The sequence below is a fragment of the Paenibacillus sacheonensis genome (assembly GCF_009909195.1).
GTDB lineage: Bacteria > Bacillota > Bacilli > Paenibacillales > Paenibacillaceae > Paenibacillus_Z > Paenibacillus_Z sacheonensis.
On sequence record NZ_JAAAMU010000015.1, the window covers coordinates 127,844 to 151,410 of the forward strand.

Annotated in this window: 13 protein-coding genes; 9 read left to right on the top strand and 4 right to left on the bottom strand. The window is 49.3% G+C overall.

The annotated features are described in order from the left end of the window. Nucleotides 1-87: 87 nt before the first annotated feature. From GT003_RS33070 to GT003_RS23750, 7 genes are read left to right on the top strand one after another with little or no spacing between them, the layout of a single operon-like run. A complete protein-coding gene (locus tag GT003_RS33070) occupies nt 88-2,274 on the top strand; it encodes an NAD-dependent epimerase/dehydratase family protein (protein WP_161702572.1) in 2,187 nt (728 codons plus the stop codon). Beyond that, nucleotides 2,267-3,160, top strand: coding sequence for a tetratricopeptide repeat protein (locus GT003_RS23725; protein WP_161702574.1), 894 nt, complete (start codon nt 2,267-2,269; stop codon nt 3,158-3,160). Before GT003_RS33070 ends, GT003_RS23725 begins: the two co-directional genes overlap by 8 nt. A 1-nt stretch (nt 3,161) precedes the next feature. Next, nucleotides 3,162-4,988, top strand: a complete 1,827-nt coding sequence (locus tag GT003_RS23730; protein WP_161702576.1) for a DUF2194 domain-containing protein — start codon at nt 3,162-3,164, stop codon at nt 4,986-4,988. Nucleotides 4,989-5,005: 17 nt separating this feature from the next. Beyond that, complete coding sequence (gene pelF / locus GT003_RS23735) at nt 5,006-6,430, top strand: GT4 family glycosyltransferase PelF (protein ID WP_239566014.1); 1,425 nt, start codon at nt 5,006-5,008, stop codon at nt 6,428-6,430. Then, nucleotides 6,406-9,501: an exopolysaccharide Pel transporter PelG gene (gene pelG / locus GT003_RS23740; protein WP_161702580.1), complete on the top strand. Its 3,096-nt coding sequence runs from the start codon at nt 6,406-6,408 to the stop codon at nt 9,499-9,501. Before pelF ends, pelG begins: the two co-directional genes overlap by 25 nt. Further along, nucleotides 9,501-10,211, top strand: a complete 711-nt coding sequence (locus tag GT003_RS23745) for a polyphosphate polymerase domain-containing protein (protein ID WP_161702581.1) — start codon at nt 9,501-9,503, stop codon at nt 10,209-10,211. Before pelG ends, GT003_RS23745 begins: the two co-directional genes overlap by 1 nt. An 18-nt stretch (nt 10,212-10,229) precedes the next feature. Continuing rightward, nucleotides 10,230-10,910, top strand: a complete 681-nt coding sequence (locus tag GT003_RS23750; RefSeq protein ID WP_338045994.1) for a DUF4956 domain-containing protein — start codon at nt 10,230-10,232, stop codon at nt 10,908-10,910. 92 nt (nt 10,911-11,002) lie between these two features. Here the strand turns inward: GT003_RS23750 and GT003_RS23755 are convergent, their stop codons facing one another. The 4 genes from GT003_RS23755 to GT003_RS33165 form a co-directional block, all read right to left on the bottom strand. Next, nucleotides 11,003-12,436: a DUF4832 domain-containing protein gene (locus GT003_RS23755; protein WP_161702583.1), complete on the bottom strand. Its 1,434-nt coding sequence runs from the start codon at nt 12,434-12,436 to the stop codon at nt 11,003-11,005. Between the two features lie 47 nt (nt 12,437-12,483). Beyond that, nucleotides 12,484-12,993, bottom strand: a complete 510-nt coding sequence (locus GT003_RS23760) for a copper amine oxidase N-terminal domain-containing protein (RefSeq protein WP_161702585.1) — start codon at nt 12,991-12,993, stop codon at nt 12,484-12,486. Between the two features lie 554 nt (nt 12,994-13,547). Continuing rightward, nucleotides 13,548-14,768, bottom strand: coding sequence for an IS256 family transposase (locus GT003_RS23765; RefSeq protein ID WP_161702587.1), 1,221 nt, complete (start codon nt 14,766-14,768; stop codon nt 13,548-13,550). A gap of 117 nt (nt 14,769-14,885) precedes the next feature. Then, complete coding sequence (locus tag GT003_RS33165) at nt 14,886-15,125, bottom strand: YcxB family protein (protein ID WP_420831470.1); 240 nt, start codon at nt 15,123-15,125, stop codon at nt 14,886-14,888. Between the two features lie 655 nt (nt 15,126-15,780). On the opposite strand from GT003_RS33165, the gene GT003_RS23775 reads away from it, so the two are divergent. Next, on the top strand, nt 15,781-22,815 hold the full coding sequence (locus GT003_RS23775; protein ID WP_161702591.1) for an InlB B-repeat-containing protein: 7,035 nt from the start codon (nt 15,781-15,783) through the stop codon (nt 22,813-22,815). A 305-nt stretch (nt 22,816-23,120) separates the two neighbouring features. Next, the gene (locus GT003_RS23780; RefSeq protein ID WP_161702593.1) at nt 23,121-23,555 is read left to right on the top strand and encodes a hypothetical protein; all 435 of its coding nucleotides are present in this window, start codon (nt 23,121-23,123) and stop codon (nt 23,553-23,555) included. Nucleotides 23,556-23,567: the final 12 nt, after the last annotated feature.

The window sequence follows — 23,567 nt, forward strand, 5'->3', positions numbered from 1 at the left end:
AAATAACTATGTGTGTTAATATTTAATAATACAAAATTCGACATCTGTGTATACATAATGTATCTATTAAAATAACGAGGTGGAAACGTGAAGGTTCTAATTACGGGGGGATACGGTTTCATTGGATCCCATGTCGCAGATCGCTTTTACAAGGAAGGCTACGAGGTCTACGTCATTGACAATTTGAGCACCGGCACTACGCAAAATGTGAATTATAAACATAAGGGATATCAATTGTCGGTAGAAGATAAGAAATGCGAGGAGATTTTTCGCTCGAATCGCTTCGATGCGGTTGTACATCTCGCTGCTCAAATTAACGTCACTGAATCCATAAAGAATCCAAGATTGGATACGCAATCCAATGTGTTGGGTTTAGTTAATATGTTATCCCTGGCTCAGAAATACGAGGTGAAGAAATTTGTATTCGCCTCTTCGGCAGCGGTCTACGGCCTGAATGAAGATCTGCCGATAAAGGAAAGTGCCGAATGCGATCCGATTTCTCCCTATGGGATTAGCAAACACGTGGGCGAAGAATATTGTTTGAAATGGAATGAGCTGTATGGGCTGGAAACGGTCGCGTTTCGGTTTTCCAATGTGTATGGGCCTCGTCAGGCAAATGCCGGAGAAGGCGGCGTCATTTCCATTTTCATGGAGAAAGCATTGGCAGGTAAGCCATTAACGATTAATGGCGATGGCGAACAAACGCGCGATTTTGTTTATGTTGAAGATGTGGCGGATGCGATTTACCGGTCGTCGTATTCGACTCTTCAAGGCGTGTATAATCTATCAACGAACACACAATGTTCCGTGAATGAACTCGTAAGCCATATAAAGAGTTTGCAAGAAGGGACCGTCGTTGAGCATAGCGGCGCTAGACTGGGAGATATTAAACATTCGGCTCTCGATAATTCCAGAATAAACAATGATCTGGACTGGGCGCCGCTTTATAGCTTCCAAGAGGGACTTAGCAAAACCTATGCTTGGTTTTCCGACAATCACATGAAGTCTCGAAAAACGGCAGCTACCAAGAAAACGGAGCCGGAAGTCAATCGCACCGTAACGAAGAAGCTTAAGCCCTACGCGGAGAACTTGCTTGCATTTGCCTTTATCTCATGGCTCGGTTTAAGCAATTTCGACGCTTCTTATAATTTTATTGATTTGAAGGTATTCTATATCACGATCATCGGAATTATTTATGGTAACCGGCAATCCATTACTGCTGCCGCGCTATCGATCGGTCTGTTGCTCTATCAGAATCTAATAGACGGACGGGAACTTGTTTCTTTGCTTTACGATACGGACTTTTTCTTCCAAGCGGCAGTTTATTTGTTCATCGGACTTGTCGTTGGTTATGCGATCGAAAGAAAGAACGGGGTCATTGCGTCCCAAGAACATAAGGTTGAGGAAATTTCGGATAAATACGAGTTTTTGAACAGCGTATACACGGAAGTAAGGGAAGTCAAAGACGAGCTTCAACAAAGAATTCAGAATAGCGGCGACAGCTTCGGTAAAATCTATTCGATTACTAAAGAATTGGACAGCCTGGAACCGGAAAAAATATTCAATTCCGCAGTGAGCGTTATCGAGTCTATCATGGGAACCAATGCCGTTTCTATTTATACGGTCAATAATTATCGTAACTACTTAAGACTGGTTGCGCATTCGATCGGCGGAGAAACCAGATTGACGAAATCGATTAAAGTCGAGGATTTCGAATATCTTAAAAGAATGTTCGCCGAAGGCGCGATTCATATTAACAAGGAATTGAACGACGAAATTCCGCTGATGTCCGCGCCGGTTCAAAATGGTGGCGAAACGGTTGCTGTCATTTGCATCGATGGGGTTCAATTTGAAAAATTCACCTTATATCATCAGAATTTATTTAAAGTTACCGTAGAACTCGTGTCATCTGCTTTATCGCGTGCCTTCTCGTATGTAGAAGCAACTGAGAGCAGTCGGTATGTGGAAGGTACAACTATTTTGAATAAAGAAGTATTTGCATCGATTCTGGAAAGCAAGAAGCTTGCTAAGGAGAAGCACCGGATCAACTACCTGCTCCTCTCGTATCAGGGCAATGATATATCGGATATCGACAAGTCAGTGGTGATATCGAAGCTGCTAAGAGAGACGGATTATATCGGTGTCGGACATGACGACAAGGTTTGGATTATGATGTCAAATACTGCGCCAAGCGATGCCCAAAACGTGTTTAAGCGGTTTGCGGATAAGGATATCGCTTTAACTCTGATGGAAGAGGAAGTTGTTTATGGTTGAACTAGTCTATTTACTCTATGTCATCCTTTCGGCTATTGCGATTCGGATTGTTTATTCGTGTTCGTGGCAGGAATGGCTTCTTAGATGGCTCATCGTAAGCACGCTGCCTGTTATAGGTTGGTTATTTCCTCTATTCTGGCCGAAAAGCTGGTCTCGGAAGAAAGACGACGAAGCTCTCAGACAGATTTTCGAGTTTCAAGACGAGCCCGAAGTTCATCAGGTTGGTATTTATTCCAGGATGGAAGCTGAAAAGGAAACCAATGTCGTATCCATCGAAGAAGCGCTGCTTGTCAGCGGTCATGCGGATCGAAGATCGGTTATGATTGACGTGCTCAAGAAAGATTCGATTCAATATATGGATATCTTGCAAATTGCGGTAGGCAACGAGGACACGGAAACCTCGCATTACGCGGTCAGCGCGGTTATGGAGCTGAAACGCAAGCTCATGCTGGCGCTGCAGGAACTAACGGTGAAGTATGAGTCCAATAAAACGGATCCGGTCGTTCTTCGCGAATATGTGGATGTTTTGCAATCGTATATGAAAAGCGGTTTTCTGGATGAGAAGACCTTGCGAAAGCATAAATTTACTTACATTATGGTTTTGGAACATCTTATTACGGTTTCGCCAGAGGATGAACCTGCATATCTCGAGAAGATTCAAGCCGAGCTGGACGTTAAAAAATTAATCGAGGCGGAACAAACGGCTCTGCTCTATTTCCACAGGTATCCGCAAAACGAGGAAGCCTATCTTGCGTTGTTAAAGGTTTATTTTTATATGAAATCATACAAGAAAATGATGGGAACTTTAGAACAACTGAAACGGTCTCCGCTTCGTCTTTCTAATCGTGCGCTGACTCTTGTAAGGTTCTGGTCAGAAGGAGCATGAGATGAAAAAAAGTTTTTATTTGAAACGAAACGTATATATTATGCTTTTATCCGTTATTTTGCTGGCGCTTGCAGTACAATTATCTCGATCGCAATATATTCTTCAATTTAGCAAAAACAATCATTTGTTAGAAAGCCATCGGATAACGAACCAAAGTCCAGGCATGCCGATTGCATTTAGCGGCCCAGCCTATTGCGTAGTCTATGATGAAAGAGATGCTGTCAGCGTAAAAGTAAAAAACAATGTAATGCGTGCTCTGCAATATATGAAGAAGAAAACAGAAAGCACGAATATCGCGCAGCAATCATTGGTTTTGAAGGGCTGTTCCGTAACGATTATCACTAGTTTCTCGCTGAGCGAGCTCGGAGATATGAACAAGTTGTCTTCTTTTGTGCAAGATGGAGGATACATGATGTTTGCGAGAACGCTCGAGCAGGACGAGGCGTACTATCAGATTTACCGTAAACTCGGCATTACAGCGAGCAGCGAATCTAAGCAAGTCGATGGAATTAAACTAGATAAGAATGTCCTGATCGGAGAAAAGGGCTTGTCCGTTGGCTCTCCTTTTGTCCTTAATGAAGCGAATGTTGTTGAACTCGACGAATCGTCCGAGGTTCTCGCATCGAGCGGATCAGGAGTTCCACTGCTATGGAGAAGCGATTACGGTAAAGGCGCCTTTATGGTGCTTAATGGAACGATGCTTGTAGAAAAAATTAATAGAGGCCTTTTTACCGGGGCAATCAGTATGCTGGAACCGGATTATATTTATCCGGTGTTTAACGCTAAGCTCATGTTCATCGATGATTTTCCTGCTCCCATAAGAAAAGGCAATTTGCCTTCCATCTATGAAGAGTACCATCGGGATATACCTAGGTTTTACCATGATATTTGGTGGCCGGATATGCTGAAAACGGCGACGAAAACAGGCCTTAAGTATACGGCCGTTTTAATTCAGTCCTACAATGATCAAGTCATGGGCGATTTCAGCTCGCCGATCGACGAGGAGAGGTACAACCTTATTTCCTATGGGCGAGAGGTTATGAAGAGCGGAGGAGAAATCGGAATCCACGGATACAACCATCAATCTCTGCAAACGAGTCAAGTGGTTGCCGATAATTACGGCTACAAGTCGTGGAAAAGCGTAGACGAGATGAGCGCCTCAATAAAGGAAGCTCTGAAATACGCCAACAATGCATTCCCAAAGTATGATATTGTTTCGTATGTTCCTCCTTCCAATGAGATGGATGCGGTAGGACGGGAAGCGTTAAAGAAAGCATGGCCTAATTTAACCGTGATTTCTTCCATTTACGAAGAAGATGCGACGAATATGTCGTACATCCAAGAGTACGAGGTAGCTAAGGATGGCATTATCGAATTTCCTCGAATGACTTCAGGCTACATAGATAACGAGGTAGGAGATTGGATAGAGGCGAATGCGATTACTTCATTAGGGGTTTTCTCGCACTTCGTGCATCCGGATGACGTCATTTCAGAAGATCGAAACATGAATCTTACGTGGTCGAAGCTTTATGAAGGCTTCTCGGAGAAAATGAACCGCGTCCAGAGGACCTACCCATGGTTACGGGCGCGGACAGCAGCCGAAGCAGGCATAGACATGGAAAAAGTATTGAATGCTTCCGTGACATGGACAAGGGAAGGGGATTCGATTCAAGGAGCTATTTCGAATTTCCAAGCAGATCAATATTTTGTCTTGCGGACTAAGAAATCGATCTTGAAGACGAAGTCCTGTGACGTGTCCAAAATTGACGATAACACGTTCCTAGTTAAAGCCAGTAGTTCAAAATTTGAAATTAGACTGGACGGTTAACAACGATGAGAATATGTATGATAGCCGAAGGATCGTACCCCTATATTACAGGCGGGGTATCCAGCTGGATTCACAGTATAATCAATCAAATGCCGGAGCACGAATTCATTATTTATGCGATCGGTGCGCAAAGCAAGCAAAAAGGGAATTACAAGTACAAATTGCCTGCGAACGTCGTTGAGATCAAGGAAGTGTTTTTGGATGCTTATTTAGATGAAGAAGGAAGCTGGGGACAGCGTTTCCGTCTTACCGCGGAGCAAACGCATAGCATACGCTCCTTGCTTGGCGGCGGAGAAGTCGTATGGAGTCAATTATTCGATCTTCTACGCACGAAAAAATTCCAGATCGCGGCTGATTTTCTATCCAGTAAAGATTATTTCGACATCTTGGAAGAAATGTGCCGGAACCAATATTCGCTCGTACCTTTCACCGAAATGTTCTGGACCGTCCGATCGATGATATTGCCTCTATTTCTAACGATTAGGCATGATATTCCGAAAGCGGATATTTATCATAGCGTTTCCACGGGATATGCCGGCGTAATTGGAGCTCTTGCCAAGCATATTCACGGTGCTCCGTTAGTACTGACCGAACACGGAATCTATTCCAGGGAGCGCGAAGAGGAAATTATCAAGGCGGATTGGGTCAAAGGATATTTTAAAGATCTGTGGATCGAATATTTCTATACGCTTTCCGGCTGCGCCTACCAAGCTTCCGACCAAGTCATTACTTTATTCAATCGGAATAAAGAAATTCAGGTGGAACTGGGTTGCGAAGAGTCAAAAATCAGCATCATACCGAACGGTGTAAACGTTGATCATTTTGCGGGAATCCCGCAAGCGCCTAAAGATGGCATTATACGAATAGGGGCGGTTGTTAGGGTTGTCCCTATTAAAGACATCAAAACGATGCTGCAAAGCTTTGCCCTGGTCAAACAGGAAATTCCTAATGCCCACCTTACCATTATGGGACCTACCGAAGAGGACGAATCTTATTACCATGAGTGCGAGCAGCTAGTAGAGGCACTGGGGGTACAGGATGTTCTGTTTACCGGTGAAGTCCAGGTAAAGGACTACTTGGGGCAAATGGATATTCTGCTATTGACGAGCATTAGCGAAGGACAACCGCTAGCGGTATTAGAGGGAATGGCTTGCGGCAAACCGTTCGTAACAACGAATGTGGGAAGCTGTAAAGAGCTCCTAAACGGAGTCAATGACGGCATCGGATTGGCTGGTTTCGTATCCCCTGTCATGAACTATGAGCCGATGGCTCTTAATATTATCAAACTATGCAAGAGTAAATCGCTTCGCGAGGAAATGGGTAGAAACGCACTCGAGCGTGTATCGCTTTATTACAAGGATCAAGAAGTTATTGCCAGCTATAAGCAGCTGTATGCGTCTTTAAAGGAGGTAAAACGATGGCCGGAATCGGCTTTGAGTTAAGGAAACTATTCCGCGAGCAAGGGCTGATTAACAATGTTAAAGCCTATGCTTTCTCGGCATTGACGACCATTGGTCCTATGATTCTCAGTATTGTCCTCATTATTGCGCTGCAAAGAATGATGGATTATAACAACGCGTCTTTCTTGGATTGGGAGCTATATATCGCAACGGTACAGTATTGCTTTATTTTCTCCATCATCATAACCAGCGGGATTTCGCTGCTGTTGACCCGATTTATCGCAGATATGATTTTTCAAAAGAAATATAATCATTTGCTTTCGTCGTATTACGGGGCGTTAATTATTTCATTGCCCGCCGGGGCGATCGTCGCCTATTTCTTTTTACAGACGGTCTCGGCCTCATTCGGTTACAAGCTCGTCGCTTATTTGTTTTTCATGGAGCTTATCGTCGTTTGGATTCAAGCCGTGTACTTATCCGCACTGAAGGATTACATGCGTATCGTTCGCAGCTTTGCTTTGGGCGTTGTCGTCTCCCTTGCCAGCGGATGGGTTCTGCTGTCTTACACCGATCTGAATGCCACGACCGCCGCGTTGTCTGCAATCGATATCGGTTTTCTGCTTATTGCGACTATGAGTTCCCGACACTTCGAGCAGATTTTTCCAAGCAGCCAGTTCCGGTTGTTTTTCGTGTTTATCACGTATTTGAAGAAATACCCTTCCCTATTTGTCATAGGTACGTTTTTTTACTCCGGCATTTACATTCACAGCTTCGTATATTGGTTTTCCAGTGAAGGAAACGTGGTTCAGGAAGGGTTTAGAGTTTCTACTTTTTACGATTTGCCGGTATTCTACGCCTTTCTGTCGGTCGTGCCTACCTTGGTTACTTTTGTCGTGTCCGTTGAAACCTCGTTCTATGAGAAATTCCGTATTTATTACAAGCAAGTAATCGAGGGCGGAACATACCAGGATATGAAGCGCGCGAAGGTCGAGATGCAGCGGACTTTAATGCAGGAGATCAGTTTTCTTATGGAAGTGCAGCTGTTTTTTACAATCATGTCCATCGCGGTAGGGATGAAGTTTCTTCCCCAAATCGGATTTTCAATTGCACAGGTAGATGCGTTCAATTTATTGGTTTTAGGTTACTTTCTATTCATAATCATGTTCGTTTTCCTTCATATCTTGATGTACTTCGATGACAGAAAAGGCGTTCTGATGATTAGCTCCTTATTCGTTTTTTTGAACGCGGTGCTTACTTATGTATGTATACAACTCGATAGCGACGGATTAGGGATGCTTCTTGCTTCGCTTATCTCGCTGCTCGCAGCCATCGCCAGAATTTTGTTCGTATTGCGTAATATCGATTACTACACGTTCTGCACGCAGCCTATTCATAGGCGTTCCAAATCTTCAAAGTTAGCTCGGCTTACAGGAAAACCGGGGGCTATTGTCGGCATCATCGTTCTGTCTGCTTCTATCTTGTCGGGGTGCACCAGCGCCGTTAACGACTCGGCCGCATCGACCGAGCAGAAGGTCGAGGCATCGACGAGTGCGGATCAAGGAACCAAGCTCGCGGAAGACAAACGTCTATATGAGCGGGATGCTGATGATTCCATCAAGACGCTTTATATCACGGTATTGCCGGATAAATCGAAGAAACCCACGAAATTGGATTGGTATGGTTTGAACAGGCTTACAGATCGTTACAGCGAAGAATCGATGAAAATTATTATGCAAGAAGGTAACGCAAACGGATCCGGACCAGCTACTGGTATGTTCGGCTATGGGCAAGACAAGGCAAATGCCAGCATTAGCCTTCGCGGTAATACCGCTCGCTATGCATCGCAAAAATCCTATAAGATTCGGTTAACGGATGAGGCTGGATTATGGCAGGACCAGCGTACGCTCAACCTGAACAAACATTCATACGACTTAACTCGCGTGCTTAACAAGTTGAGCTTCGACCTGATGGAGAAGATCCCCGACTTTACGAGCTTGCGAACGCAATTCGTTCATTTGTATGTGAAGGATTTATCCGGAGGCGGTTCGGCCTTTGAAGATTACGGGCTCTATACCCAAATCGAGCAGCCCAATGAAATGTTCCTTAAATCGCATTGGTTAGATCCTTATGGGCAATTGTACAAAATCGCATTCTTTGAATTCTTTAGATATCCGGAGTTTTTAAAATCGAAAGATGACCCTACTTACGATAAAAAGGCGTTTGAAAGCCATCTGGAAATCAAAGGCCGCGAAGACCACGAAAAACTGCTTGCGATGCTCGACGATGTCAATGATATGTCGATGCCGATTGACGAAGTCATTGAGAAGCATTTCGATCTGGACAATTATCTAACGTGGCTTGCCGTCAATATTCTTACGGATAACATGGACACGGATGCTAATAACTTTTACCTCTATTCGCCATTGAATTCCGATAAATGGTATTTCCTGCCTTGGGATTACGATGGTGGATGGGGAGTACAACGTAATCTGAAGAGTATCAGCGAGTATCAAGCCGGGTTAAGCAATTATTGGGGAAGCGTGCTTCACAATCGTTACTTCCGTTCGGCAGAGCATATTCAGCAGCTGACTGACAAAATCAACGAGGTTCACAAGTACATTAATAAGGATACCATTACGAAACAATTGGAACTTTATCGTGGCGGAGTCAGCCCATTCTTGAACCGCGCACCGGACCAAAATTATTTGCCGGGGACGAAAGCGGAGTTGTCCAAAGAAATGCTCGATCTTGCCAATGTGCCGGAGAGAGGAATCAAGCTCTATCAGGAGGATTTGGAGAAGCCTAAGCCATTTTATCTTGATGATGTGGTAAAGGACGGCGATCAGCAGCAGCTCACGTGGGGCTTGTCCTATGATTTCCAAGGGGACGATCTAACCTACGATGTTACCGTCGCGCTGGACCCGGCGTTTCAACAAATCGTTAAAGAGCAGAAGGGGCTCGTAACGACTACCACATTGGTTGCGTTAACTCCGAATGTATATTACTGGAAAGTCATTGCGCGAGACAGTAAAGGTCATACGCAAATTGCCTTTGATAGATATGACGGGGATGACCAAACTTACTACGGTATTAGGCAATTCGAGGTGAAATAATGGAATTCCAAGGTCGAAAGCTTCGGAATGAGTACAAGTACTATATCCATCTGCATGAATATTTGACTCTACGCAGCCGGCTAACCAAGATGATGAATATGGATGAGTATTCCATTGATGGCGAAGGGTACGGGATAAGAAGCCTGTACTTCGACGGCAACCAGGATCATTCGCTGTACGATAAGAACAACGGCGTATTCAAACGAGATAAGTATCGCATTCGCATTTATAATGGCCAAGACGATCGGATAACGCTGGAACGCAAGAGCAAATTCGGGGATTACATTGCCAAAGAAGGCGCAGCTTTAAGTCGTTCTGAATACGATTCCCTATTAGCCGGGGATGCCCAATTTCTTCTCGAAAAAGACAATGCGCTATGCAAAGAATTCTACTATGCGGTCACTTATCGGGCATTTCGTCCGACAGTAATTGTAGACTATACGCGAGAAGCGTATGTATATCCGCACGGGAATGTCCGGGTTACCTTTGATAAGAGGGTATCCACGGGCGTCAACGCGATTGATTTATTCGATGATAATTTGGCGCTGGAAGAAGCTATTATCGGACCGCTTACGGTAATGGAAGTGAAATTTGATTCGTTCCTTCCGGATTTCGTTAGAAATGTCGTACAGCCTGATCATTACGTGCGATCGGCTATTTCTAAATACGTGATTTGCCGCGAGTTGAAGTATAAACACCATAAAGAGTAGCGTGAAGGAGGAAGCCTGGTGGGAGAGAATTTGAATTTTAGCGAAATTGTCAAGAAAAGCGTACTGAACCTCGAAGCGTTTCGCAACGTCTCTTATATCGATGTAGGAATTGGGATGTTATCCGCATTTATTACAGGGATGTTTATTTATTGGATTTATAGAAAATCGTTCCGCGGGGTTGTATACAGTTACAATTACAATGTTTCATTCGTTCTTATGAACATGATTACCGCACTAATTATTATGACGATCAGCACCAACATCGTATTATCTCTCGGGATGGTCGGCGCGCTCAGCATTGTGCGGTTTCGGACGGCAGTTAAGGACCCGTTGGACATTGTCTACATGTTCTGGGCTATCGCTGCCGGAATCGCTTCTGGAGCTAAGCTGTATCCGATTGCCCTGCTAGGCTCTGTCATCATTGGACTTGTATTGCTGTGGCTGTCCAGAAAAAAAATCAGGGAACAGCCTTATCTATTTATTATTAGGCACAATGAGGCTGCGTCTATTGAAGTCCGAGAACGTTTGCGGAAATTGAATTATAAGTTAAAATCCAAGACGGTAAGGAAAGACTTTACGGAGTTGACGGTTGAAATTCAACTTCGTGACGACAATAGCGCTTTCGTCAACGAAATTAGCGGCATCGAAGGCGTACAGGATGCTTCGCTCATTAACTATTCGGGCGACTATGCACAATAACTTTACAATCTAAACGTCATTAGTTAATAGACCGTGATCGGCGAGAACAGCAGCCGGTCACGGTCTTTGCGTTTTATGAAATGGAGCTCATATTACTTTGGATTTCCGGTTGTATTGCTGTTCATAACCATTAAAGATCCGAGCGTATACCGACCGTCGTCCCGCTTGCCGTCAATAGGCAATTGAATGCCCGGAAGCCCTGTCCCCGGATTTAGTATCGCAGCCGTGATGCGATAGTTTCCTTCCATCAAGTCGGATGGAATTGGAAGTTCGGCGGAGGCCTCCGAATATCCAGGTAGCCATGAACGAATATCGACTTTCGTTGAAATGGTAGTTAAGAGTGTACCGGCCTCATCGGTTAGTCCGAGTTCAAGCGGCCAATTGAAATAGAAGGGAGCAACGCCGCGATTGTTGACCTTTAGCTTCACATGTAGCGTATCGCCAGCGTTTAATTCTTCCTCATGAGACTCCTCGGCAATGACAAAACGATATCCGATTGTCGTAAGAAAACGGTCGATGTTACTTTGCATTGGACCGTTAACGGGTTCTGAGGTAGGCGCATACGGCCCCATCCAGGATACATGTGTCAACTTGGCTTCGCGCAAAGCCTCTTCAATATTTGCATCTGACAGAAGGGTGCTGCCGCTTGAAAATTCACCGCCGCTTGGCGCTTTGGTCCAGAAATCAGGCATAGCAGGCTCTGCTTCCTGTGTCAGCCAGTTCGTGTAGCCGTTGGAATACCAATCCAGAAACCCGTTAATGGTGGAGTTCGGCTCGCCAAACGCATCATTGAACAATCCCATCCCATGCGCAAGCGCAATGGCATGTGGGCGGCGCATCATAAGCGGCTTATTCGTAAAGTAATCGATATAGGGCTGAACGTACTGATCTGTAATGGCATGTTTCGGAAACGGAATAACCAGCTTCTTCACATCGCCATCGTAGGTATGCCACTCACCCCAATGCCCAACGCTGCCAATTTCGACGAAAGCAATAGAAGGATCATCGTTATATCGTTCCGCAATCTTCTGAATGAGCTGCTTGTGATATTGAATCAGAAGAGGATTGGAATAGTCCGGACTAAAGCCTTTTCCATATGGATTATCGTAAACGGTTCCTTTCTTGCCGATCTCTTCATACAGCCATTGCGGAATATCCTTGTGCTCTTCCTCTTGCGGATAATCAAGTACGACCCGGAGGATCAACTTGACATCGCGTTGTTTCCACAGCGCCAGATTAAAAGCGCGTTCAACTTCATCGAAGGCATAGTTGCCCTTCGTTGGCTCAAGCTCGGACCAGCGTAAATTTACATGTGCAAGACGGAGAGGCTGCTTTGCATCATCGTATCTTGCATCCGCGACAAATCCCATGTAGGGGTTGTTCAACAACTGCGTCGTAGTTTCGACAGGCACGAACGATACTCGCGGAGGTGCAGTGGAAGCAAACAGCTGTTTCCAAGTTACAAAGGAAAGCAGTGCTGCACAGAAGATAAAGCTTATGAGCGTAATTATGCGTTTCTTTCTCAAACGAATACCTCCGATTGCTTAAGTTCGAACTAGCGTCCATTCATTGTTTAAGGTAGAGTGACGATCTGAATCGTTGCAGTCGGTTTCTCCCAAATGACGATCGCATGCAGCGATTCACTGATAAATCGCAACGGCACGAAAGTAGTTCCATTCATCACGATAGGTGCTTCGGTAAGCGGAATTTGATCATGGCCGACTAACGCTCGTTTTGAACCGATGATAAGCTTCATGGTTATGCCTTGTTTAATCGCAGTTATAGAGCGGTCTTCAGCATGCCATTTGGCGGTTGCGCCGAGCTGTTCGTAAATCCCGCGAAGCGGTACAAGCGTTGTGCCGTTTCGAATCAACGGCTTCTGCGCATAGAACTGTTCCAAGCCATTAATGAAGACACGCGGTGCTGTGGTTCGCTCGCGGATGCCGATCATGCCGATCAGCTTCGATGCGCATACCGCATCGCCGGATGGCGCAACCCTGCAGCGAATGGAGTCGCTGTCTGCGCCAGGCTCGGTTGAATCCAGCTGCAACATATACCGTAATTTTCCCGTTTCATAGTTCAAAGCGTACCATCCGCCGTGATCGTCATGGATGTACAAGTGGCCGGCTAGATCAGTCTGCAGGGAGTCCGGGAGGAAGCTCTTTCCTTCGGGAGGGCTATAGGTCCACGAGCGTTTCGATACGGTAGATGAAATCCTGCTGCCTTCGGCTTGGATGCCGGGAGGGATCGGAATGTGAACCTCTTGAGCACTTGCACGAGGCTTGGCTATTTCGCCTGACGGAAGAATACCGACTCTACTTCCCGCTTGTATGTAGTAGAATGTACTGTCATCAGCGGCGTATAAATTGCTAGGCCATTCTCCGCTGTCTATATGCCAAGAGATGTCAAAGTGCTCGGAGCCTGTTAGCGAAGCGTGAATTGTACGATCAGCACTCGGAAATTGAATCGATTTTACCTGTAGGGATAGTCCTTCTTCCCTAGCGGTCGCAGGTGAGGCTTGCAGCAGAATCGGTAATGCTAGTAGTAGAAGCAATTGTTTATGTCGCAACTGGTGCCTTCCTTCAATAAATAATGGGTCTGTCAATAATTTTGTGTAAACTCACTACCCGTGAAACTTTAGCGTAAATGTTGACCGATGCGATCAGGGAAGAAGACGGACAGCTGGAGGAGGATTTGTCCCCAGTTCTGTACCCGGCCGGTCCACTTACGGACAACATCCATCGTAGCTAAATAGAGCATCTTGAGCAAGGCCTCGTCGGTCGGAAAGATGCTCTTGCCCTTGGTGACCTTACGAAGCTGTCGATGGTAGCTTTCGATCATATTCGTCGTGTAGATGAGCTTGCGAATCTCCGGCGGGTATTTGAAGAAGGTCGAGAGCTCGGACCAGTTGTTGCGCCACGACCGGATGATGAGCGGATACTTGCTTCCCCACGCTTCTTCAATACGGTCAAGCTCAAGCAGCGCCAATTCTTCCGTCGCGGCTTTGTAGATGGGTTTCAAGTCCGCGGTGACTTTTTTGAGGTCCTTGTAGGATACATAGCGAGTCGAGTTGCGGATTTGATGAATGATGCATTTCTGAATCTCCGTTTTGGTGTAGCAGGCAGAGATCGCCTCTGTGAAGCCTTTGAGATTGTCCACACAAGTGATCAGGATGTCCTGCACGCCACGATTCTTAAGGTCATTGAGGACGTTAAGCCAGAACTTCGACGACTCGTTTTCGCCGATCCACATGCCCAGGACATCCTTGTTCCCATCCAGATCGATTCCGATGACCATATATGCAGCCTTGTTCACGATAGCGCCGTCCTGCTTCACTTTGAAGTGAATGGCATCTAGAAAAACGACCGCATATACGCCCTGCAACGGCCGGCTCTGCCACTCCTTAATGAGCGGCAGCAACTTGTTGGTGACATTGGAAATGAGCGTGGGCGAGACCTCGATCCCGTGTACCTGTTCTAAGTGATCCTGAATGTCTCGCGTGGAGACACCCTTCGCGTACAGCGCCACAATCTGGTCCTCGATGCCGGTAACGTTCGATTGGTGCTTCTTCAAGACAAGCGGTTCAAACTCGCTCAACCGGTCACAAGGAACCAAGATTTCCTGTTCACCGTACTCGCTCATGACGGTCTTCTTGCTCTTGCCGTTCCGGCTATTGGAGGAGACTTTGGCTTTCGTCTCGTGCTTCTCGTAGCCGAGGTGCGTGTCCATCTCGGCCTCTAACATTTCCTGAATCGTCTCGGCGAACAAGTCTTTCAATGCGGTTTGAGCATCTTGCGCGGTGACCAGCTTGTTCTCCTTAATGAATGCCCGCAGCTGCTCTTTTGTCCATAATCCCATGTGTACTCCCCAACCCTTCTGTTACTTTCATTTTAATAGGTTTGAGAGTTTACACAAAGTATTTTACAGACAGTTCGATCGCACATGCGGTCAATCGTGGCGCGTGCGCGGGCATGTTTATTTCATAATCCCGGTCGAGATTTTATGATGCTTCAAGATGATTGCCCTGAAATATTGCTCCTGTTCTCGGTTTTGGAACGACGCTTTGGGGATGTACCAGAAGTTACGCTTGTCGTGGAACAAGAAATAAAAATCGGCGTTCTCCCAGACATTCACGAGATAATCCACGTTGATTTTAGAGCTTAGTTCAGGCGCGGACAACGAGAGTTCCTTTTCGTCGAATGCAAATGTAAACAGTTGGTTGTAGCCCCGAAATTAAACTGGATTTCCTACATGGGCTCTCTCCGCTCAATTAAGATATTTCTGCGCATAACGGCTTCATTCCACGTATGCGAAGTGTCGATTATCCCTACTTCTCTATCCATTTTAGCATATTTTGGAATGCCGAAGATAAACCCAATAACGTCAGCAACGTCCTCGTCAACGGAATAGCGCAATCGCAATAAAGCAGTGGCAAAGAAACCGTTGCAGCCGATGCTGCAACGGTTTTTTCGTGCGCCGGGCGTAGCCGCCAGCCGCAGTTGGATGCACGGCACAAATGAAAAGTGTGAGCATTAAAGCTTCGCGTAGTTCTTACTCGGTGGACAAAAAGGATCACGGCGTTGGGCATCAATTGACGCCGTGATCTTTTTTGTTTTTTCTTCAGCTTGTCGAACGTTCGCTATTCGATTGTCGGACATCCGCGATTCACCTTGTCGTTTTGTGCTATTCGGAAGCGAAAAATGTACGGATTGGAAGAAACGTGTCGCAAGCGCACGTTAAAGTTTTCTTTACAGTCCGCAAAATCAATCCTCTGCCATGCTAGAATTCAATATCTTCATACGTTGATCGATAGAACAGGATGGCAGAAACGAAGATTCTCAACAGTGCGAGCGAGAAGGGATGATTTAGCGTGAAGCATGCGTCAAAATGGAAAGGGAAGCTGGCATCGCGAGTTCTGGCGTGGGTGCTGGTCATCAGCATGGCTGTGACCGAGCTGCCGGCGCAACAGGCGGCGGCGTCCGAACTGCCGGTGCAGCAAACAGCAGCGTCAATACTGCCGGAGCAGCAGGCTGCAACTGAACCAATCGGGTTCCGGGATGTTAGTCCAACGGACTGGTTCTACGATGCGGCCGTCTATGTCCAGAAGCATGGTATTTTCGGAGGAACGGGCGGCGGATTCTTCTCGCCCAAGGGAACGTTGACGCGTGCCATGTATGTGACGGCGATTGGACGAATGGCGGGCGTGGATGTAAGCGAGTATACGACCGGGACCTTCGCCGACGTGCAGTCGGGCACTTGGTATGCGCCATTCGTAGCGTGGGCAGCCAAGAAAGGCATTACGGCCGGCATAGGCAACCGGACATTTGCTCCGGATGCCACCGTATCCCGTGAGCAGATGGCGGCGATGAGTTTGCGTTATTTTGAAATCTATCAGATTCCTTATCAAACTAGCAAACGCGTCACCACGAAGCCGGGCGATCTTGCCGATGTTTCCCCTTGGGCGGTTGACGCGGTCGTCAAGCTGTGGCAAGCCGGCTTGTTCACCGGGGATGGGAATGGCGATTTCAACCCGCATGCCCAAGCGTCCCGCGCGGAATCGGCGGTTCTCTTCATGCGCAATAGCGCGGTCGTGCAGGCGTGGATGAATCAGAATCAAACGACGGGGACGACGGATCCCGAGACAGGCGGGAATGGCGACGGCAACAGCGGCAACAATAGCGGCGGGAACGGCGGTAGCAACAATGGCGGCAATCCCGGTGTTCCTAATCCTGCCGACTATACGGTGAGCTTCGATAGCAACGGCGGGACGGCGGTCGCTGCTCGGCGCGTAAAGGAAGGGGAAGCGCTGAATCATCTGCCTGCCCCCGTGAAAGAAGGCTCTATCTTCCAAGGCTGGTTTAGGGACAGCGATTTGTCGCTTATTTTCGCGAATGGAAGTACCGTTAGCGCGGATACGAAGCTGTATGCCAAATATATCGATAACGTCAGTCATGGCGTAGAGAGCATTCCCAGTTACTCGGTGCTGGATGTCGCGCCGGACTTCACCATCGCCGTAGACGACGAGACCGGCAATCTGACGGCATCCGAGGTAAAAGCGGGCATGACGTTCAACGACATCGCGAATCCGGACGCCGCGGAGGTTACCGTCACGGGTTCGAACGGACGCTTCACGGTGGCTTCCGCAACCGAAGACGGTCGATTCGAAGAAGGCAACACGTATCAACTTACGTTGACGGATGACAGCCTGTCTTTCGCAGGGCAAGACGAGACGACGAACATCTATGTTTTTAGCGTCGCGAAGCAAGAAACCATGCGTATCCCGTTAAATCCGAACATGATCTACCTGCCTTTCGCGGAAGTCAGGGATATGATGCTGAATGGCGCGGATGCGGATTCGCCCGTCGTTCCGGTCGTCTCGACGACGGTGGGTGACGGCGGATCCGGTCTCGCCGAGGCGAATGCGAGCCGCGGAACATTCACCTATACCGGAGACGCGGCGATTCAGGTCGGCGATGCCCTTGCCATCTATGAAGGGGTTCGTCCCGATCTGCGCACGGTAGCAACATCCGGCGTCGAAGACGGAGCTGTCGCCTATGTCACGATCACGGCCATTAGCGGCAACACCTATACGTTCGGCAACGCGGATGCCAAGCAAGTGTTGTTCAAGCCGGACGTTCTGCCGGTGAGCGTAGACGCGGACACGGATGGAGACGCCGATAACCACTCGATCGAGGTAGAGAGTCTCGCGATGAACTACAGCGACAGTCTGTATGCGCGATTCGGCTTGAGCGAGCTTACCACCGTCGACGTGGGCGATTTTATCGGATTCTATACGGGTGAATTTGCCCAAGAAGGTTCCGAAGTAAGCGGATATGGCCGTATCACGTCGGTTACCCATGCGGCGGAGATGCTTATCATAACGTATAACGATGCCACCGTGACAGACATCGAGCATGTCTTCGACATCTATCAGAAGCAAGCGCTTGACGGCGACCTGCTGTTATCGGACGAGGATGCCGCCAAGCTCGAAGATCAAATGGAGCAGCAAGCGCAAGCGAGCGGTTTCGTCGCGAAAGCCGGGAATTATCTGTCCGGCCTGGCGATGCAGACCAAAGAATTCAAGGCGCAGCCGAAGGCGATGGTCAAGGCGCTGGCAAGCGACGAGAGCAAAGTCAAAGTGGAGAATCTGACCGTCGCCGCTTTGCTCGGCACGACGCTGCGTCATATCGACGGCCGAACCTCGGGCGTTAGCGCCTCGCTGCAAGTGGCAGCCGACATCGTCGTTGAGATTAACGAAGACAGCGACCTCGTCATCCATATGACCGGTACCTTCCTTGAGGAGATGAGCTTGGGGCTGGGCGTAGACGGGGATCTGCAAGGACATTGGGACTACTTCTGGGGCGTCCCCTATTGGTACACCATAGACGATTATGTGGTCACCGTGAATCTGGATGCCTATACCTATACCGGAATCAACGTAACGGCGAAGATCGCCACCGTCGAACACGATAAGCTGCAGAGTGCGCTGGATGACTGGGATAAAGCCAATAACGGCGGCATGCTAGGCAAGGTGCGCGACATCGCGACGGAAATCCAAGCGTTAATCGACGGCGTGCAAGATACCGGCGTCGACGATGCGTCGCTAAGGGCGCAGTATCAAGAGATGATGGAGAACGAGACGGACTGGGTTCCGTTAATCAAGAAAGAGCTCGTGGACAAGAGCATGCGCGTGGCGTTCGGCATCGTCGAAGTCAACTTCACGGCGGAGTTCGTCGTCCATGCCAACGTGAACCTGACGATCGGGGCCGATTTCAACTATACGTCCGCCAAGCGCTACTCGGCTACCTTGCGCGTGCTGAGTTTCTCCGGCAACAGCGACACCGTCAGCTTGCCTGGCGACGGCAATTATCAGTTCACCTTCTACGTCATGGGAACGCTCGGGCTGCGGGCGGGCATGCATATGGAGCTTAAAGCGGGGATCGGAAGCGTCAAATTGAACAGCATCGGGCTGGCCGTAGAACCCGGCGCCTACGTGAATTTGTGGGGGTACTTCTACTATCAAATGAAGAAGCAGAACGGGGTACAGTCTACCCGATCTCTAGGCGCGCTGTACGTAGAGATCGGCATCTATCTCGAGAGCTCGGTAGGCGCCCAATTGGGCGACGGATTGCTCTCGGCCAGCGTACCGGTATACGACAATCAATGGCCGCTGTACTCGGCAGGGGAGCAGAAGCAGGTCGTCGATTTTGCCTATTCGCAGGATACGGCGCCCGCCGTGAAGTTGGCAGGTTCCGCATCATCCCTCTCCGTACCGCAGAATCTGCTCACGATGAGCAATTTCGATCTGAAGACGGGCGAGATGGGTACGCAGGCGTACGACCGTTCGAGATTCGACATCCAGGTGGACAATAAGAATTTCAGGTATCGGGCGAATACCGGGAAAATCGAAGTGGTGAATACGGATATTCAGGTGAGCGAGGGTAATCTGGTCATCACCTGGAAAGGCGCGCCGCTGTCGTATTCGTCGGATTCGCTCACGCGCAAGATTCCGTTGCAATGGTTGGCCAGGGTAGGCGACTATATTATCCAACTGGATCCGCAGAACGGGGGCATGACCCAGGTGGTCGCCGCGCCGTATAACGCGCCGATCACACTCGCCACCCCGGTCAATCGGGGCTATACCTTCGACGGCTGGTACTGGTCAGCCTCCGGCGGCACGAAGGCGAGCATTCCGAGCCGCATGCCTGCCCAGGATTGGACGCTGTACGCGCACTGGATTCCGAACACGGATACGCCGTATACCGTTCAGCATTATTTGATCGATCCAAACACCAAGACGGCGATGTCGCCCGCGGCTACGGAAACGTTGATCGGCACGACCGGCACGGAGATTCGGATTGCCTCCGACAGGTTCAAGAACCAAGGTTACGGGACGGGTACGGCAAGCGGCGTATTGATCAAGGGCGACGGATCGACGGTCGTCAGAGTCGAGTACTACCCGATGAATCGTACGATGACCTTCGATTGGGCCTATGCGGGAGCGCCCGGAAGCTCGGTAACGGAAGCAGCCGGCAAGAACATCGCGGCTCGCATACCCGTGCCGACAAGACCGGGATATACGTTCGCCGGTTGGTCGCCGAACGTGCCAAGCGCGATGCCGGCTTCGGACACAGCCTATACCGCGAGATGGACGGCCAAAGAAGACACGTCTTACCAAGTCGTCTACTTGCTGCAAAATATCGGAAGCGACACCTATACGGTCGCGGATACGGAATCGTATCGCGGCGCGACCGATACCGAGGCGAAGCTGACGAATCCGAGCAAGACCTATGCGGGCTTCACGTTCGACGGCAGCATCCCGGGAACGGTGCTGGCGGCCCCGATCGCGGGCAAAGGCACGACGATCCTGAAACTGTACTATAAGCGCAATACCTACGCCTTGACGATCGATTACAACGGCTCCGGCGACACGACGAAGGTCGTTAACGTCCCATACGGGGCAACGACGGGGTTATACCTGGGCGCTCCGACCTGGCAGGGGCATGCATTTACCGGATGGTCTCCGGCTTCTCCGGCAACGATGCCGGCCCAAGCTGTCGCGCTCGCCGCCCAGTGGACGCTGGACAACCACACGGTAAGCTTCGACAGCAACGGCGGATCAACGGTCAATGCCCAGACGGTAGGGTATGGCTCCCAGGTAAGCAAACCGGCTGAACCGACGAAGGATAATCTGACGTTCGGCGGCTGGTACGGCGATAGCGCCCTGACGAGCGCCTACGATTTCGCGACATCGGTAACGGCAGACTTCACGTTGTACGCGAAGTGGCTGCGCAGTTACACGGTGAGCTTCGACAGCAACGAAGGCTCGGAGGTCGCCGACCAGAAGGTCAACGAAGGAGACAAGGCCGCGGCGCCTAGCGCGCCGACCAAGGAAGGCTTCGTATTCGGCGGTTGGTACGCCGACAGCGGCTTGACGAACGCTTACGACTTCGAGACGAAGACCGTGGCGGCTAACATGACGTTGTATGCAAAATGGACGGTTGCTCCCAAAAACAATTACACGGTGAGCTTCAACAGCAACGGCGGCACGGAAGTGGCTGAGCTGACGGTGGTGGAAGGAGCCGTGGCTACTGCGCCCGGAGCGCCGACGTTGACCGGTCAAACGTTCGAAGGATGGTATAGCGACAGCAGCTTGACGAACCGTTTCAGCTTCTCGACGACGCCGATTACGGCTAATCTTACGCTTTACGCGAAGTGGACGATCAACAGCTACACGGTGAGCTTCAACAGTAACGGCGGCTCGGCGGTGGCTATCCGGACGGTAGCCTATGACGGCACGGTTGCATCGCCAACCGCACCGACGAAGAACGGCTTCGCGTTCGGCGGCTGGTACAGCGACGCCGGTCTGACCGCAGCCTACGACTTCTCGACGAAGGTGAGGTCTGCCCTCACCTTGTACGCGAAGTGGACGGCCGTCTATACGGTGAGCTTCAACAGCAACGGCGGATCGGCAGTGGCCGACCAGCATGTGAACAATGGCAGCAACGCTGCGGCGCCTACCGCGCCGACGAAGGCCGGTTATACGTTTGTCGGCTGGTACAGCGATGCCGCGCTGAACGAGGCTTATCTCTTCACGGAGAGACAGGTGATAGCGAACCTCACGTTGTACGCGAAATGGTCATTCAACAGCTACGCGGTAAGCTTCGACAGCAACGGCGGGCCGGCCATTGCGAGCCAGGCGGTGGTTCCCGGCGGGAAAGCTGCGGCACCTTCCGCACCGAAGTGGGTAGGATATCGGTTCGACGGGTGGTACGGAGATTCCGCACTGACGAACGCCTATGACTTCTCGGCAACGGTGACCAAGGATATGACCCTATACGCAAAGTGGACCATGACCTCGTGGCTGAATCTTGGCGATGCGATGGATGCGTTGGTGAATAATCAGTCCAATGTCGTCATCGACAGCCAGGGCACGCCTTACGTTGCCGCGTTGACCTGGAATAAAGAGGTTTACGTGAAGAAATACATGGAAGCGACAGGCGAGTGGCAGACCATCGGCGATCCAACCGTCCTCGATAAGTCGTGGGCGCAGGTAAGCGTCACGCTCGCCATGGACAGCCAGGACACGCTATACGTCGCTTATATCGCGCAATCCATGAAAACCGTCGTGAAGAGATACATTGCGGGAACGTGGGAGACCGTAGGCAGTATCTCGGAAATGGGGGATAATGTCTCCATTGCGTTCGACAAGGACGATATGCCATATATATCTTATGTCGACGTCAGTCAGAGCACGAAGAACGTGCACGTGGCGAGATTTAAAGACGGTACTTGGCAGAAGATACAGAGCGGTATCGGGGCGGCAAGCATTGTGAATACGGTCGTCGCGCTAGACCCGAACGACATGCCATATTTGTTCTACGGGTATTATAACGTAGGGAATTCGGGTACTAAAATGGCCATGGCGAAATACGAGGGCGAGAGCTTCGCTCGGAGTTTTCTTAGCGAGCCTCCGGTACCGAGCGGTTATTGGGGCGAAACCTTCGCGCTGAATCCGAGCGGCTTACCTTATGTGGTCTATACGAGCAATTCCAAGATAAACGTGGCGAGATACACGGGCTCCGCTTGGGAAGCCGTAGGCACGACCGGATTCCCGACGTCAGATTCGATGACCTTGAACGCAAGCATCGCCTTCGACAGCCAAGGCACGCCTTATGTTGCTTATCGGGACGCTGCGAACGGCAACCGGGTAACGGTGATGAAATACGAGAACATGAGTTGGAGCGTCGTCGAGTATGCCGGCCTCACCGCAGATAACGTTCAGTGGGTCCATCTCGCTATCGACAGCTCGGACAACATCTACGTGAGCTATTACGTTCCAACGGGGGGCAGCGCATTAGGAGGCAAAGTGAGCGTGATGGAGTATGACGCGGACTTGCATTAATCTTAAACAGATCAATTTGCAAGCAACGTAACCCTACCAAACTAGCGAAAAGCCTGCTCCCATTGGAGCAGGCTTTTTGCCTTGATTCCGGCAGGGGCATGAGTTGGCGTATGAGATCAACATTCGCTATGAACTCAAAGTTTTCTTTGCGTTTTCGATATAGAACGATCTTTCATGATAAATTTGTAGTATATGTGTAGGTTTTGACGAAGTGAAGCTAGCTGTCATTGCAAATGGTAGATGCAGCCGGATCATTGGATCAAGGCAACGTTGCACATGATGACATTTGTAATTAGGGGGATGGCATGAATATTAAATCCGCGCAGCCGGCCAGTATTTATTTCAAAGCGATACAGCAATGCAAGGACGCACGCGCGACCGCGGATCAGCCGCGTCTGGCATTGATTCGAAATCTGCTCATGACGGGCAAGAAGCTGCGGGCCGACGAAATGGACTACTTGCAGCGACATGATCCCCACCTACATGATCAAGCCATGAGCCTCTCCACGGAACGGCAAGCGTACGAGGACGCATTGCAGCATAGCCGCAGCAAAGCGGATGCGAACCATTTCAACACGTTCAATCTGATGCGGATTGCCGGGCAGCTGAAGCATGGCGGTTCCGAGGAGCTGCTGATGCGCGCGAACGCCATTCAAGAAGCCCATCGCGAGTTCGTACGATCGAGCAAATATGCCTCGCTGAGGTCAGATGGATTCGAACCTCGCAAATTACGCCGATGAAACCATAGCAGC